This window comes from Blastochloris sulfoviridis, from assembly GCF_008630065.1.
GTDB lineage: Bacteria > Pseudomonadota > Alphaproteobacteria > Rhizobiales > Xanthobacteraceae > Blastochloris > Blastochloris sulfoviridis.
Map to the genome: position 1 here is coordinate 66,069 of NZ_VWPL01000008.1, position 13,233 is coordinate 79,301.

A 13,233-nucleotide genomic window follows, 5' to 3' on the forward strand; every position below is an offset into this window, starting at 1 on the left:
TCTTCCCTCTCCCCTTGCGGGAGAGGGTGGCGAGACCGAGCGTCAGCGAGGTCGAACCGGGTGAGGGGTGAGGTCGAGCCGACCTGCGGGTTTGGAATGAACGCCGGAGGGGCGATGCGGCTGGTCTATTTCGCCTGGGTGCGCGAGCGCATCGGCGTCGCGGACGAGACGGTCGAGCTGCCCGCGGGCATCGCCACGGTCGGCGACTTGGTGGCGTGGCTGAAGACCCGCGGCGAGGGCTATGACCACGCCTTCGAGAACCCGGCGGTGGTGCGCGCCGCGATCGACCGCCAGCACGTCAAGCCCGACGCCTCGCTCATCGGTGCCCGCGAGGTGGCGTTCTTCCCGCCGATGACCGGCGGCTGATCCTTCACATCCATGACCGTCCGCGTCCAGACCGCGCCGTTCGATGCCGACGCCGAAACCGCGGCGCTCACCGCCGGCCGCACCGACATCGGCGCGGTGGTGAGCTTCACCGGGCTCTGCCGCGGCGACGACGGGCTCGTGGCGATGACGCTCGACTGCTATGTCGAGATGGCCGAGGCCGAGATCGGCCGCCTGGTCGAGACGGCGCGCGCACGCTGGCCGCTGGAGGGCGTCACCGTCATCCACCGCCACGGCCGGCTCCTGCCGGGCGATCCCATCGTGCTGGTGGCGGTGGCCTCGAGGCATCGCCGGGCGGCGTTCGCGGCGGCCGAGTTCCTGATGGACTATCTCAAGACCCGCGCGCCGTTCTGGAAGCAGGAGGAGCGGGCAGGGGGCACCGCCTGGGTCGAGGCGACGGCGGCCGACGACGCAGCCGCGGCGCGCTGGGCGCCGGAGCGCTGATCGCCGGAGCGCCAGCCCGGGCCTCGTCATCCCGGGCTTCGCAACGCGAAGACCCGGGATCGTCATCCGAAGATGGGCCCCGTTCCGGAAAACGGTCCCGGGTCGCGGGCCTGCGGCCCTTGCCCGGGACAACAGACTGCGCCTCGTCACCCCGCCGGTTCGAGGTCGCGGATCAGGCCGCGCACGAAATCGGTGAGGCCGGTCTGGCGCTCGCGCTTCAGCCGCTCGGCGGCGAGGATCGCCCGCAACGACGCGAACGCCGCCTCGAACGCGTCATTGACGATGACGTAGTCGTATTCCGCCCAGTGGCTGAGCTCGCCCGCCGCCTTGGACATGCGCTTTCGGATCACCTCGTCGGAATCCTGGGCGCGGGTGTGCAGCCGCCGCTCCAGCTCGGCGGCCGAGGGCGGCAGCACGAACACCGTGACGAGGTCGTCGCCCACGCTTTCGCGCAATTGCTGGGTGCCCTGCCAATCGATGTCGAACAGCACGTCGCGCCCGCCCGCCAGCGCCGCCTCCACCGGCCCGCGCGGCGTGCCGTAGTGATGGTCGAACACCGGCGCCCATTCCAGCAGCTCGCCGTTTGCCGCCATCGCCTCGAAGCGGGCGCGGTCGATGAAATGGTAGTGGACGCCGTCGACCTCGCCCGGCCGCGGCGTGCGGGTGGTCACCGACACCGACATGGCGAGGGCCGGCTCGACCTCCAACAGCCGGCGCGACAGCGCGCTCTTGCCGGCGCCCGAGGGCGAGGACAAGACGAACATCAGCCCGCGGCGGGCCGGTGCGCGCGCGGGATCGGGATGTGGGCTCAACGTCTCACTCCAAGTTCTGGATTCACTCCAGGTTCTGGACCTGCTCGCGGAACTGGTCGATGACGTGCTTGAGGTCGAGGCCGATCTGGGTCAGCGACACGTCATTGGCCTTGGCGCACAGCGTGTTGGCCTCGCGGCCGAACTCCTGGGCCAGGAAATCGAGCTTGCGGCCGACCGGCCCGCCCTCGGTGAGCAGGCGGCGCGCCTGGGCGACATGGGCCATCAGCCGGTCGAGCTCCTCGCGCACGTCGGCCTTGGCGGCGAGCATCACCGCCTCCTGGTGCAGCCGGTCGGGGTCGAGGCCGTTTGCGCCCTCCAGCAGCACGCGCACCTGCTCGGTCAGGCGGGCGCGGATGGCGTCGGGCGTGCGCGCCGGACAGGCTTCGGCCAGCCCCGTCAGCCGGGCGATCTCGTCGACGCGGCCGCCCAGCACCGCGCCGATCGCCGCGCCCTCTGACAGCCGCGCCGCGGCCAGGGCGTCGAGCGCGGTCTCGAAGCTCGCCAGGATCGCCGCGTCGAGCGCCGTGCGCTGCTCGGCGCTCGGCTCGGCCTCGACGATCTCGATCACGCCCTTGAGCGCCAAGAGGCCGTCGACGCTGGGCGCGCCGGCCTCGATGCGGGTGGCGATCAGGCGCGCCGCCTCGATCACCGCCGCCAGCACCGGCTCGTTGATGCGCGCCTCGGTGACGCGGGTGGAGGCCTGCAGCGTCAGCGTGGCATTGATGGTGCCGCGGGCGAAGCGCCCCTGCACCAGCGGGCGCACCTTGGCCTCCACCGCCTCGAAGCCCGGCGGGGTGCGCAGGCGCACATCCAGCGACTTGCCGTTGACCGAGCGCAGCTCCCACGCCCAGCTCGTGCCGAAGAGCGCACCCTCGGCGCGGGCGAAGCCGGTCATGCTGGCGACCGACGCGGGGGCAGAGGCCGGGCTGGGAGACGGGCTGGCAAGGGTGGGGCTGGCAAGGGGCGAGTTGGCAAGGGACGAGTTGGCAAGCGACATGGCGCACTCCCCCCGCTGCAGGGCCGAGTCAGGGTCGGCGGGGCGGCCGGACCCTAAAGCATTCTCCGCAAAAGTGGGAACCGGTTTTGCGAACAGAGAATGCATCGCGAGAGAGCCATTCTCCGCAAAAGTGGGAACCGGTTTTGCGGGCGCTCCGAACCGATCCGGCCATGGCCCCTGGCCCCCCTTCCCTCGCGTGGCTGCGCCACGCGCGCCCGGGGGAGGCTGTCGCCCCGGGCGAGCAACGCGAGACCCGGGGCCGTCATCCGAAAGCGGCACCCCTTCCGGAACACGGTCCCGGCTCGGCGCCGGATGCTGCGCATCCCGCGCCGTCCGGGACGACAGGTTGGGCGGCACGGTTCGATCGGTTCGACCGCGGGCGCAGGTCGGCAGATGAACCGGCAGCCGGGTCGGACCGTATCTCGTCAGGTCGAACCCCGAAGGCAGTCTGCGGCTCCCCGGCCGTTTGAGGAGCCTTCCGGAAACATGGGAGACCAATGATGGAGCGCGCGAAGCGAATCGGACGGCAGGAAAACCCCGCCATTGTGGCGATCTACCCGCCGGGAGGCGTGTTTGCGCCGCCTGCCGGGCGGTGACGGTCACGGCGAGAGACCGGCAATCCGGGTGAGAACGGGCTCGGTCAGCACGCTCGTCTTCGAATAGCCATTGCGGCTATGGCGAAGGCCATATGCCGCCTCGCCGTCAAGATGCTCGTCGAGCTCGGCCTTCAAAGCCCGCTCGGCGAGCATCTTGTTCCGCTTGTCGACCAGCCCGTCCTTCGAAAACACCTCCTTGGGGTCGCGCCCTTCCAGACGCTGATCCAGCGTGTCCGTGCTGATCACCACGGCCTGCCCCCTCCACCGGGCTCGTTATGGCCGCTCACACAAAATTTCGGACAGTCCCATTTTGATGCGGCGATATCCGATCACCGTCTCGGTACGCGCCTCACGGCGCCTGCTCGAATGGCAGCGGCGGTCTCGGCAGCAATCCGTGACATGAACTTGCGCGAGAACTGGCCGAGCGGCTCGGCATCCTCGACCGCCCAGGATGTCTTGAGGTCGTCGGTGTTGAATTCGTCCACGATCACCCAAGCGGGCGTATAGAGCTTGGCGCGCCGCGCCTCGGTTTCCGGGATCTCGACGAAGCGCGTGGATGGCCCCGGAGGCCGGCTGGTGATCGGGAAGAGCAAGGGCTTCTGGCGACCGTCCTTGCCGGCGACAATCAGCATGACGCAAGTCGGCCGCACCTTGCGTCCGCTTTCCTCGCCGCGGTCGTGCTCCCGAGCCCACAGGTACGAATAGAGGATGACCTGACCGTGCTCGGGATCACTCATTGCGTCCATCATCCCGCACGACGGCATCGAGGCCCGCCAGGATTTCATCACGCTCCGCACCGGTCAGATCCTCGACGCGATACGCGCGTTGGGCGCTTCCTTGAACCAGCCGATCGAATTGCTCGGCGGTCAGCAGGACGAACTTGCGCTTGCCTCGTTTCGTGATCTCGACCGGCCCGCGGAACGCCGCTTCGACAACCTCACCGGATCGGTTGCCGAGGTCTGTCAGGGTGAAGCTTGCCATTGTCATCACCACACCTCTTAATCCATAAAATAGCTCAATTAGCTATTTTGCAGAATATAGGCATTTCCGATCAAGCTGGCCACAGCTTTCCGCGGAGCCGGCTTCTCGCACCGCGCGCCTTGGCGGCGTCCACTTCTGTCTTGCGCCCAGGAGCAATCGGTGCGCCCGTCGCCTGCCCTCCAGGTACGGATTTTTCCCCCACGGCCGCAATGACTTGCCGTCAAGTCGGGGGGAGGGCAAAGTTCGGTGCCGATTCACGCCCTGTCGGAAGCCTGGAAGAGACGCCTTGCGTCTATGTACATAATGATGTACAAAATAATAAATCATGTGCATGAGTTTGAATGGGATGAGGCCAAGCGCCTATCCAACATTGAAAAGCACGGCGTTGATTTTGAGGATATCGCTCCCGCGTTCGATGATGAGGGTGCGCTGCACATTCAAGATAATCGGTTTAGCTACGGTGAGGAGCGGTTTATTATGATTGCTCGTTATGAAAAAATCATCTTGAGCATCGTTTATACGCCACGTGGAGAGAAAACACGCATCATCTCCGCCAGAGCAGCCAACCTGAAGGAAAGGGCCCTCTATGAGCGATCCTGAAATGACAGAGGCGGTGCTGATAGACGGCAACCTCTACGTCAAGCAGCCTGATGGTAGCTTGCGACCGAGCGCCGGGAAAACGGATTTCGCCAAGCTTGCCGCGATGAGCGAGGAAGAGATCGAAGCCGCCGCCTTGAACGACCCCGACGCCCTGCCGATGACCGATGAGCAATGGGCGGAAGCGATGAAGGTGCCGCGCAAGCGCTACATTCACCTTGGCGTCGACGATGATGTGCTTAGCTGGTTCAAATCCCACGGGCGGGGCTACCAAACCCGGATAAATGCGGTTCTCCGGCGCTATGTCGAAACACACCGGAAGGCGGGCTAGACCATCCGTCGATCTCGTTGAACCGGGCGGACGCTCTAGCTCTGAGACTTCATTCTCGCCCCCCCTGTCGGCGCTGCTGGACTCCTTCTTTGTCGGCATCAGGAGGATCAACCGCGGTGGTGCGTTCTTGCGGAATTCGACCGCGCCTGCGCCCGTCGCCTGCCCTCCAGGCACGGATATTTCCCCCACGGCCGCAATGACTTGCCGTCAAGTCGGGGGGAGGGCAAAGTTCGCCGCCGATTCACAGTTTGGCCTTGAAGACGGCGTCAAGCCGGGCCAAATCTTCGCGGCGAACCCGGAGTGCATCATGGCCCCTGCCCGTCTGACCCTCGCCCGCGCGACCCGCGCCCGCGCGACCATCGCCCCCGCAACCGCCGCCCGCCTGATCCTGGCGCTCGCCGGATCGCTGCTGCTCGCCGGCCCGCTCGCCGCCCAGCCCGCCCCGCGCCTGCTCACCGTCCTCGGCGAGGCCCGGCTCGAGGTGGCGCCCGACCGCGCCTTCGTCACCGCTGGCGTGACCACCCAGGGCAAGAGCGCCCGCGACGCGCTGGCGGCCAATTCGCGCACCATGACCGACGTGCTGCGCATGCTGCGCGACGCCGGCCTGGAGGATGCCGACATCCGCACCGGCAACGTGTCGGTGCAGCCGGTGGTGGCCTATCCCGCCCCCAAGAACAGCGAACGCACCCCGCGCATCACCGGCTACACCGTCTCCAACCAGGTGAGCGTGCGCCTCGCCGACCCCGCCAAGCTCGGCGAGATGCTCGACAAGCTGGTCTCGGCCGGCGCCAACCAGGTTTCCGACATCCGCTTCGGCCTCGCCGACGAGGGCAAGCTGCGCGATTCCGTGCGCGCCGACGCCGTGAAGGACGCCCGCCGCAAGGCCGAGCTTTACGCCACCGCCGCCGGCACCCGCCTCGGCCGGGTGATGGCGCTCTCCGAAGTTGATGCGCCGCCGCTGCCGCGGCCGCTGGCCATGCGCGCCGCCGCCGCCGATGCCATGGCGGTGCCGATCGCCCCCGGCGAGCAGACGGTGAAGGTGCAGATCTCGATGACCTGGGAGCTGGATAACTGACAGCGGCGACAAGCGCCGCCGCAACGCCTCCCTGCGCCGGCATAACGCGCAGATGCGGCGGCGCAGCGTGCCCTCCTGCCAGTGTAACGCGACGATGCGGCGGCACAGCGGCGCGTTGCAGAACCATTATTCCGCACCCGCTCGAACAATAATCCGCCCACCGAGTTCTACCGGCATAGGGTTGTGTGGGAGGAGCGTGCAATGACCTGTGCCAAACGAGCCTTCAGGCAAGCGCAAATGGCGGCGATGGCGGGCGTTGCCGCGCTGACGCTGACCGCCTCGCCGATGAACATCGCCACGATGACCGTCACCACCCTGGCCACCGCGGCGATTTCCACCGCCTGGACGTCGCCCGCCGAGGCCCAGCGGGGCCACTATCGCGGCGGCGCGCGCGGCAGGGCCTTGCGCGGCGGCGGCTATCGCGGCGCCATCTACCGCGGCGGCTATCGCGGTACCGCTTGGCGCGGCGGTGCCTATCGTGGCGCCGTCTATCGCGGCGGTGCATATCGTGGCGCCGCTTGGCGCGGGAACGCTTGGCGCGGCGCCGCTTGGCGTGGAAATGCTTGGCGTGGAAATGCCTGGCGTGGAAATGCCTGGCGTGGAAATGCTTGGCGTGGAAATGCTTGGGGCGGCGGCTGGCGCGGCGCCGGCTGGAACGGCGGCGCCTACCGTTGGGGTTACCGCAACGATTGGCGCTACCGGAGCTGGAATCCGTGGGGCGCGGCGGCCGCAGGCTTTGCGCTCGGCGCGGTCACCGCCCCGGCGTGGGGATATAATTCCCCATATTATGCCGCCAACTATTATGACGACCCCTTCTACTCCTCGTATGGCGGACAGGTTTATTACATCAATGGTCGCCGCTGCTGGTGCCGCTAGAGCATTCTCCGCAAAAGTGGGAACCGGTTTTGCGACAAGAGAATGCGATAACTCAAGAATTGGAGCGTCCGACCGGGTCATTCCCATCGGCGGACGCTCCATCAACAGATAACCGCAGCGGTCGCCGCCATTGCGTGCTTGCGGTGAATATAACGGGTGATTGCATAAATTCTTGAAATCGCGCAAGGTGGCCCGAGCGCATACGAATGGCTGCGGGAAAAATGCCTCGGCAGATTTGGTCGAATGTATTGCGGCCACGGTCTTGCTGCCCCCTCGCCATAGGACGTTGAATTCGGAATATGAAATTCCATTCATCTTCCGGACCGTCTTATTTTGAACGTTTTTTCTCGCCATCTATTTGATAGACACAAGATATGCGAAGGACCATACATCATGTCCCTCTGGCCCCGCACGAAGACGTTTCTGGCCGTCGGCTTGGCAGGTCTGGTGCTGGCAGGTGGGGCCAGCGTGGCCACCAGCGTGCCGGCTGAGGCCCAGTATTACGGATCCCGGCATTACGGACCTCGGCACTATGGTCCGCGGCCCGGCCCCTATTACGGCCCCCGCCCCTATTACGGCCGCGGCTACTATCGCGGCTGGGACAATGGCGGTGCCGTCGCCGCCGGCGTGCTCGGCGGCCTGGCGCTCGGCGCCCTCGCCGCCCAACCGCGTGGGGTCTATGTCGCCGAATGCTGGATCGAGCAACGCCGAGTCGTGACCCGATCGGGTCGCGTCGTGTGGCGGGACGTCGAGGTGTGCCCCTGAACCGACCGTCCCGTCTGCGTCCGAAGCCGCCGCCGAGCCCCCCGCCCGGCGGCGGCTTCATTTCGTGCGAGCCCGAAGGGTCGGGACCCGCCGCGGCATCTGTCGAAAATCACGTTATATAACAATATTTTGCAGGGCCCGCGCTTGATCCCTTCGGGGGTTCCGGTAACCGTATCGGGAGGCCGCGAAGTCGCCGCCAGAGAGGCCGCCAGCAGGCCGTCATGAGATCGGCTCGCGCGACTCTGCGCCATTGGCTATGGTCGCGCATGCCCGTCTTCACCCCCGAACAGGACGCAGCGCTGACCGCGGTGGCGCGCTGGCTTAAAGATCGACCCAACGGCGCCACGCAGGTGTTCCGGCTGTTCGGCTATGCCGGCACCGGCAAGACCACGCTGGCCCGCCACATCGCCGAAGGCGTTGAGGGAACCGTGAAATTCGCCGCCTTCACCGGCAAGGCGGCGAGCGTGATGCGCCAGCGCGGCTGCGAGGGCGCCTCCACCATCCATTCGCTGATCTACCGGGCGCAGGAGAGCGAGGAGGAGGTGCCGAGCTTCCAGCTCTGGGACGACGCGCCGGCCTCCAAGGCCAGGCTGATCATCATCGACGAGTGCTCGATGGTCGACGAGGAGCTGGGGCGCGACCTGCTCTCCTTCGGCGTGCCGCTCCTGGTGCTGGGCGACCCGGCGCAGCTGCCGCCGATCCAGGGCGGCGGCTTCTTCACCAATGCCCCGCCCGACGCCATGCTGGAGGAGGTCCACCGCCAGGCGGCGGGCGACCCGATCATCCGCCTGTCGATGACCGTGCGCACCGGTGGCCAGCTTGCCCCCGGCGCCTGGGGCGAAACGGTGGTGGTGCGGCGCGATTCGCTCGATCCCAAGCGGGTGATCGGCGCCGAGCAGGTGCTGGTCGGCCGCAACAACACAAGGCGCGCCTACAATCAGCGCCTGCGCGAGCACCGCGGCTTCACCGACCCGATGCCGGTCGCCTCAGACCGGCTGGTGTGCCTGCGCAACAACCGCAAGAAGGGCCTGTTCAACGGCGCGCTGTGGTCGGTGGTCGAGGCCACGCCCGGCCGCACGCGGGCGCTGGTCAAGATGGTGCTGAAGCCGGAGGACGACGGCCGACGCAAGCCGCTGAAGGTCTCGGTGCGCTCAGAGTGCTTCCTCGGCGGGCTGGAGCAGCTCGACTGGCAGATGCGCCGGAACTTCGACGAATTCGATTACGGCTACGTGCTCACCGTCCACAAGGCGCAGGGCTCGCAGTGGGACGACGTGGTGCTGTTCGACGAAAGCTTCGCCTTCCCCGACAGCCGCGCCCGCTGGCTCTACACCGGCATCACCCGCGCCGCGAAACGGCTGTGCGTGGTGGTGTAGCGCCCATTACTGGCAGCTGGGCCGGCCCTACCCGTTCGCCGCCTCGAGGTTGCGGCGAAGCGCGTCGATCTCGCCCTGCAGGCGGCGCAGCTCGTCCATCGACATGCCGGTGGCCTCCAATATGCAGCCGGGAACCACCCGCGCCTTCAGGCGCAGATTGCGGCCGGCCGGGGTGAGGCGCACCCGCACGACGCGCTCATCGTGCGAATCGCGCGCGCGCGTCAAATGTCCCATGCCTTCCAGGCGCTTGAGCAGCGGCGTCAGCGTGCTGGAGTCGAGCGACAGCACCTCGCCGATGCCGCCCACGGTGCGGTCGTCGCCCTCCCACAGCACCACCATCACCAGATATTGCGGATAGGTCAGCCCCATCTCGGCGAGCAGCGGCTTGTAGACGCGGTTGAACGCCAGCGAGGCCGAATAGATGGAAAAGCAGACGAAATCGCCGAGAAAGGGGCCGTCATGCGGCTCGCCACGCGGCTGGCGTGCGGTCTCGGGCATCGTCATCCTCGTCGGTCACCGCCGCATCAAGGCGGCGGCGCAGCGTTGCATACGAATAAATCGCGCGCAATCCAATCGCAAGCACTTGACAGTCATTCGCGGATCTGCGATGAATACATCACGCGATTAGATCGTTCGCGATTTTTTCGCCGTGAGCACAAAACGTGCGGCGAGTCCTCCGGTCGCCGTCGTGGGGAAGACCAAGAGACCGTAACGTTACGCGCCCCTCGGGTATCGTTACGGAAACGGGCCGCGCCAGCCCCCGCCGGCGCGGCCCGTCCTGTTTCATAGGGTTTCCGGTCGAGCCCTTCGGGATCCCGGAAACAGTCTCGTCGAAAATCCCGTTATCGAACAAGCGGATGGTCGCCGAGGCGGCCTCCGGGGATCGTGACGCGATCACCCGGACACCGCATCACGCCCAGCGCACCTCGAACACGCAGGCCGGGTCGCCCAGCGCCTCGCAGGCGATCTCGACCACCGTGGCCGCCGGGCTGACCAGCGCCCGGAACAGCCGCTCGAACGTCGCCGCATAATAGTCGCACACCGGCACGTCGCTGGTCGCGCCGCGGCTGATCGGCCCGCCGGCGATGGTGAAGCGCAGCGGCGTGCCGGCGAGCACGTGGAACGCCCCGCCACCGGCAAACGTCCAGGCATTGCGGCTGATGGCGGCAAACAGCAGCCGCGCCGCGGCCGAGGGCGGCAGCATCTTCAGCACGATCTGGACGCCGCGCGGGATGCGGTGGGCCAGAAGATAGTCGCCGGTGGTGCGCCCGGCCTCGCGCGCGATCGCGCGCGCATGCTCCACGCCCAGCTTGGCGCGCATGGCCTGATGCAATCGCGTCACCTCGCGCTCATCGACCATCTGGCTCGGCGGATTGCCTATATAGGATTCCAGCCCCGCATCCTTGAGCAGCTTCTCCGCGCCATCCCGGCCGACATCCCGTTCCAGCGCCTCAGCAATCCGGATGATGGCGTTCGGGCCGATGCGCGCTGCCTCTTCGCCCGAATCTCCCTTGCCGTTCGCTCGATCCAACAAATGCCCCTCCGTCCCTCGTCCGGAACACCGGACTGCATCCCGCCGGATGTCTTATTCGATTTCCGGCCGATCCCTTCGGGATGCCGGAAACGGTCTCACCGAAAACCCCAGTTCTCCGAATAACTCTCGATGACGGGATTTTCGGCGATCGGAATACGGCTCGAAGGCCTGACCGGCCGGACTCGACATTGCCTGCCGGCCTCACCCTCGTCCCCGCGAGGCAAGGTCCGGCCGGCAATAGTGTCAAGCGCGCTTAACGTACACTTTTCCTGACAATTGTGGAGTCGTGGCCGGGCCACCGGTCAGCCGAGCGGAATCACCGGCTGATCGGCGTCGGCGATCGCCACCCGCGCCCGGCCACCGGCGAACCGTGCGATCAGCCCGCAAAGATCGTCGGCAGCCGCCGCAACGTCGCCAAAGCCGTTGGACTGCAGGGTGACCAGCGCCCGCCGGGTGGCCGGCGTGATCACCGAGCGGCCATCCTGCCGCCAGTTCCAGCGCCGGCACAGCACCTTGGCGGCATCGGCATAGACCACCTCGCCCGGCTTCGGCGGCCCGCCGAGTTCGCCCTCGCCGCTCATGTCCTCGAAGCTGTCGCCCTCACGCGCGTAGCGGAAGGCGACATCGCCCACCAATTGGGCGAGATCGTCGGCGCCGGCCGGCAGCACGTGCGCCAGCGACACCGCATTGTAGGCGTCGACGAAGCCGTTGATCGCCGGCAGGCTGCGGCCGGCCAGCACGTTCTTGACCAGCCGCTCGACCGAGGAGCGGTAGGAGGTCGACTTGATGCCGAATCCCTTATAGGCGGCGCGCCACGCCGCGATGCCGGGAATGGCGGAGAGTTCCAGGCCCGCCCACTGCGCGCGGCAGACCGCCTCGCGATCAGCGATCAGCGCATCGAGATCCGGCGGCCGTTCGGCCGGAATGGTGAGATCCTCGGCCACCACCGCGGCGATGCGGATGGCGGGAAAGCGCGGCAGAAGCTCTTCGATCGACAGCAGCATGGCGGCGTTGTGGCCGCCGCCGCGGCCACGTGCAAGCTCGGCAAAGTGCAAGCAGGACCTTTCGGCGGGTTCGCGATTCGAATTTCAACGGTCTTCTGATGACGGCCCCGGGTCCGCGCTTCGCGCTGCCCGGGGCGACAGCATCCTCTCACATCATCCCCAGCGCCCGCGGCAGCCACAGCGAGATTGCTGGCACGTAGGTCACCGCCACCAGGAAGCCGAGCATGGTGAGCAGCCACGGCCACACCGCGATCGTCAGCTCGGTGATGCCCATCCTGGTGATGCTGGAGGCGACATAGAGGTTGAGCCCCACAGGGGGGTGGCACATGCCGACCTCCATATTGACCACGATCAGAATGCCGAAATGGATCGGGTCGATGCCGAGCTTCACCGCCACCGGGAACAGGATCGGCGCCATGATCAGCACGATCGAGGACGGCTCCATCACATTGCCGGCCAGCAGCAGCAGGATGTTGACGAACAGCAGGAAGCCGATCCAGCCGACGCCGGTGTCGACGATCCACGCCGCCATGGCCTGGGGAATGTTCTCGTGCGTCATCAGGAACGAGAACAGCACCGCATTGGTGATGATGTAGAGCAGCATCGCCGAGGTGTTGGCGGACGCCAGCAGCACGCGCGGCACGTCGCGCAGCCGCATGTCCTTGTAGACGAACACGGCGATGACGAAGGCGTAGACCGCGCTCATCGCCGCGGCCTCCGTCGGCGTGAAGGCGCCGGAATAGATGCCGCCAATGACGATGGCGATGAGCAGCAGGCCCCAGATCGCCTCGCGGAACGAGGTCCAGCGCTCGGCCCAGCTCACCTTCGGCATGCGCGGATAGTCGAACTTCCAGGCGCGGTAGAAGGTGGTGAGCCCGAGCAGCGTGGCCAGCATCAGGCCGGGGATGACGCCGGCCATGAACAACTGCCCGACCGACGCGGACGTGACCCGCTCGCCCTCCGGGCCGGTGACCACCTGGCCGGCGGTGGCCACGGCATACATCACCATCACGATCGAGGGCGGAATCAGGATGCCGAGCGCGCCGGAGGTGGCGACGACGCCGGCGCCGAAGCGCGGCGGAAAGCCCTGCTTCTGCATCGCCGGCAGGATGATCGAGCCGATCGCCACCACGGTGGCGGGCGAGGAGCCCGACACGGCTGCGAACAGCGCGCAGGCCATGACGCCGGCGAGCCCGAGGCCGCCATACCAATGGCCGACCATCGAAGAGGCGAAGGCGATCATGCGGCGGGCAACGCCGCCATGGGTCAGAAAGTTGCCGGCCAGGATGAAGAACGGGATCGCCATGATCTCGAACTTCTCGATGCCGGTGAACAGCTTCAGCGCCACCGACTCGATCGGCACGCTGGTCAGGGTGAACAGGAAGGTGAGAACGGTGAGGCCCAGCGCGATCGAGATGGGCATCCCCGTCAGCATCAAGGCGACAAGGAGGCCGAAGATGATGG

General features: G+C 67.1%; 16 protein-coding genes and 1 pseudogene. 8 read left to right on the plus strand and 9 right to left on the minus strand.

The genetic code is table 11. The annotated features are described in order from the left end of the window. Positions 1 to 114: 114 nt before the first annotated feature. Positions 115 to 366, plus strand: coding sequence for a molybdopterin converting factor subunit 1 (gene moaD, locus F1193_RS06355; RefSeq protein WP_150096842.1), 252 nt, complete (start codon positions 115 to 117; stop codon positions 364 to 366). 12 nt (positions 367 to 378) lie between these two features. Beyond that, on the plus strand, positions 379 to 828 hold the full coding sequence (locus F1193_RS06360; protein WP_150096843.1) for a molybdenum cofactor biosynthesis protein MoaE: 450 nt from the start codon (positions 379 to 381) through the stop codon (positions 826 to 828). Positions 829 to 974: 146 nt separating this feature from the next. Here F1193_RS06360 and gmk read toward each other — a convergent pair whose 3' ends face one another. The 5 genes and pseudogenes from gmk to F1193_RS06385 form a co-directional block, all read right to left on the minus strand. After that, positions 975 to 1,592 (minus strand): guanylate kinase, encoded by a 618-nt coding sequence (gene gmk, locus F1193_RS06365; RefSeq protein WP_150096914.1) that lies wholly within the window; start codon positions 1,590 to 1,592, stop codon positions 975 to 977. A 70-nt stretch (positions 1,593 to 1,662) separates the two neighbouring features. Beyond that, a complete protein-coding gene (locus F1193_RS06370) occupies positions 1,663 to 2,535 on the minus strand; it encodes a YicC/YloC family endoribonuclease (RefSeq protein WP_150096915.1) in 873 nt (290 codons plus the stop codon). Between the two features lie 740 nt (positions 2,536 to 3,275). Beyond that, a pseudogene (locus F1193_RS06375) lies at positions 3,276 to 3,482 on the minus strand (transposase); the annotation flags it as partial. 80 nt (positions 3,483 to 3,562) lie between these two features. Continuing rightward, positions 3,563 to 3,982 (minus strand): hypothetical protein, encoded by a 420-nt coding sequence (locus tag F1193_RS06380; protein ID WP_246164167.1) that lies wholly within the window; start codon positions 3,980 to 3,982, stop codon positions 3,563 to 3,565. After that, complete coding sequence (locus F1193_RS06385; protein WP_150096845.1) at positions 3,963 to 4,214, minus strand: type II toxin-antitoxin system Phd/YefM family antitoxin; 252 nt, start codon at positions 4,212 to 4,214, stop codon at positions 3,963 to 3,965. The genes F1193_RS06380 and F1193_RS06385 overlap by 20 nt, the downstream gene beginning before the upstream one ends. A gap of 246 nt (positions 4,215 to 4,460) precedes the next feature. On the opposite strand from F1193_RS06385, the gene F1193_RS06390 reads away from it, so the two are divergent. From F1193_RS06390 to F1193_RS06415, 6 genes are all read left to right on the plus strand, one after another. Continuing rightward, positions 4,461 to 4,814: a BrnT family toxin gene (locus tag F1193_RS06390; RefSeq protein ID WP_210247310.1), complete on the plus strand. Its 354-nt coding sequence runs from the start codon at positions 4,461 to 4,463 to the stop codon at positions 4,812 to 4,814. Then, positions 4,801 to 5,142 (plus strand): BrnA antitoxin family protein, encoded by a 342-nt coding sequence (locus tag F1193_RS06395; protein ID WP_246164168.1) that lies wholly within the window; start codon positions 4,801 to 4,803, stop codon positions 5,140 to 5,142. Before F1193_RS06390 ends, F1193_RS06395 begins: the two co-directional genes overlap by 14 nt. Positions 5,143 to 5,449: 307 nt before the next feature. Beyond that, positions 5,450 to 6,217, plus strand: coding sequence for an SIMPL domain-containing protein (locus F1193_RS06400; RefSeq protein ID WP_150096846.1), 768 nt, complete (start codon positions 5,450 to 5,452; stop codon positions 6,215 to 6,217). A 237-nt stretch (positions 6,218 to 6,454) separates the two neighbouring features. Next, positions 6,455 to 7,093, plus strand: a complete 639-nt coding sequence (locus tag F1193_RS06405; protein WP_170263421.1) for a hypothetical protein — start codon at positions 6,455 to 6,457, stop codon at positions 7,091 to 7,093. 393 nt (positions 7,094 to 7,486) lie between these two features. Further along, on the plus strand, positions 7,487 to 7,858 hold the full coding sequence (locus tag F1193_RS06410; RefSeq protein ID WP_150096848.1) for a hypothetical protein: 372 nt from the start codon (positions 7,487 to 7,489) through the stop codon (positions 7,856 to 7,858). A gap of 266 nt (positions 7,859 to 8,124) precedes the next feature. Then, positions 8,125 to 9,231, plus strand: coding sequence for an ATP-dependent DNA helicase (locus F1193_RS06415; protein WP_150096849.1), 1,107 nt, complete (start codon positions 8,125 to 8,127; stop codon positions 9,229 to 9,231). A gap of 27 nt (positions 9,232 to 9,258) precedes the next feature. On the opposite strand, the gene F1193_RS06420 is transcribed toward F1193_RS06415, so the two are convergent. The 4 genes from F1193_RS06420 to F1193_RS06435 form a co-directional block, all read right to left on the minus strand. Further along, positions 9,259 to 9,729, minus strand: a complete 471-nt coding sequence (locus F1193_RS06420; protein WP_150096850.1) for a MarR family winged helix-turn-helix transcriptional regulator — start codon at positions 9,727 to 9,729, stop codon at positions 9,259 to 9,261. A 412-nt stretch (positions 9,730 to 10,141) separates the two neighbouring features. Beyond that, a complete protein-coding gene (gene bchJ / locus F1193_RS06425; protein WP_150096851.1) occupies positions 10,142 to 10,762 on the minus strand; it encodes a bacteriochlorophyll 4-vinyl reductase in 621 nt (206 codons plus the stop codon). 305 nt (positions 10,763 to 11,067) lie between these two features. Continuing rightward, the gene (locus F1193_RS06430) at positions 11,068 to 11,820 is read right to left on the minus strand and encodes a B3/B4 domain-containing protein (RefSeq protein ID WP_246164169.1); all 753 of its coding nucleotides are present in this window, start codon (positions 11,818 to 11,820) and stop codon (positions 11,068 to 11,070) included. Between the two features lie 97 nt (positions 11,821 to 11,917). Continuing rightward, complete coding sequence (locus F1193_RS06435; RefSeq protein ID WP_425457213.1) at positions 11,918 to 13,204, minus strand: TRAP transporter large permease; 1,287 nt, start codon at positions 13,202 to 13,204, stop codon at positions 11,918 to 11,920. Positions 13,205 to 13,233: the final 29 nt, after the last annotated feature.

Excerpts from the sequence above, each read along its gene's own strand:
- F1193_RS06385 (WP_150096845.1), bottom strand. The coding sequence starts at position 4,214 with ATGGCAAGCTTCACCCTGACAGACCTCGGCAACCGATCCGGTGAGGTT.
- F1193_RS06360 (WP_150096843.1), top strand. The coding sequence starts at position 379 with ATGACCGTCCGCGTCCAGACCGCGCCGTTCGATGCCGACGCCGAAACC.
- gmk (WP_150096914.1), bottom strand. The coding sequence starts at position 1,592 with ATGTTCGTCTTGTCCTCGCCCTCGGGCGCCGGCAAGAGCGCGCTGTCG.
- F1193_RS06370 (WP_150096915.1), bottom strand. The coding sequence starts at position 2,535 with ATGACCGGCTTCGCCCGCGCCGAGGGTGCGCTCTTCGGCACGAGCTGG.
- F1193_RS06435 (WP_425457213.1), bottom strand. The coding sequence starts at position 13,204 with ATGCTGACGGGGATGCCCATCTCGATCGCGCTGGGCCTCACCGTTCTC.
- F1193_RS06410 (WP_150096848.1), top strand. The coding sequence starts at position 7,487 with ATGTCCCTCTGGCCCCGCACGAAGACGTTTCTGGCCGTCGGCTTGGCA.
- F1193_RS06415 (WP_150096849.1), top strand. The coding sequence starts at position 8,125 with ATGCCCGTCTTCACCCCCGAACAGGACGCAGCGCTGACCGCGGTGGCG.
- moaD (WP_150096842.1), top strand. The coding sequence starts at position 115 with ATGCGGCTGGTCTATTTCGCCTGGGTGCGCGAGCGCATCGGCGTCGCG.
- F1193_RS06395 (WP_246164168.1), top strand. The coding sequence starts at position 4,801 with ATGAGCGATCCTGAAATGACAGAGGCGGTGCTGATAGACGGCAACCTC.
- F1193_RS06420 (WP_150096850.1), bottom strand. The coding sequence starts at position 9,729 with ATGCCCGAGACCGCACGCCAGCCGCGTGGCGAGCCGCATGACGGCCCC.
- F1193_RS06405 (WP_170263421.1), top strand. The coding sequence starts at position 6,455 with ATGGCGGCGATGGCGGGCGTTGCCGCGCTGACGCTGACCGCCTCGCCG.
- F1193_RS06380 (WP_246164167.1), bottom strand. The coding sequence starts at position 3,982 with ATGATGGACGCAATGAGTGATCCCGAGCACGGTCAGGTCATCCTCTAT.
- F1193_RS06400 (WP_150096846.1), top strand. The coding sequence starts at position 5,450 with ATGGCCCCTGCCCGTCTGACCCTCGCCCGCGCGACCCGCGCCCGCGCG.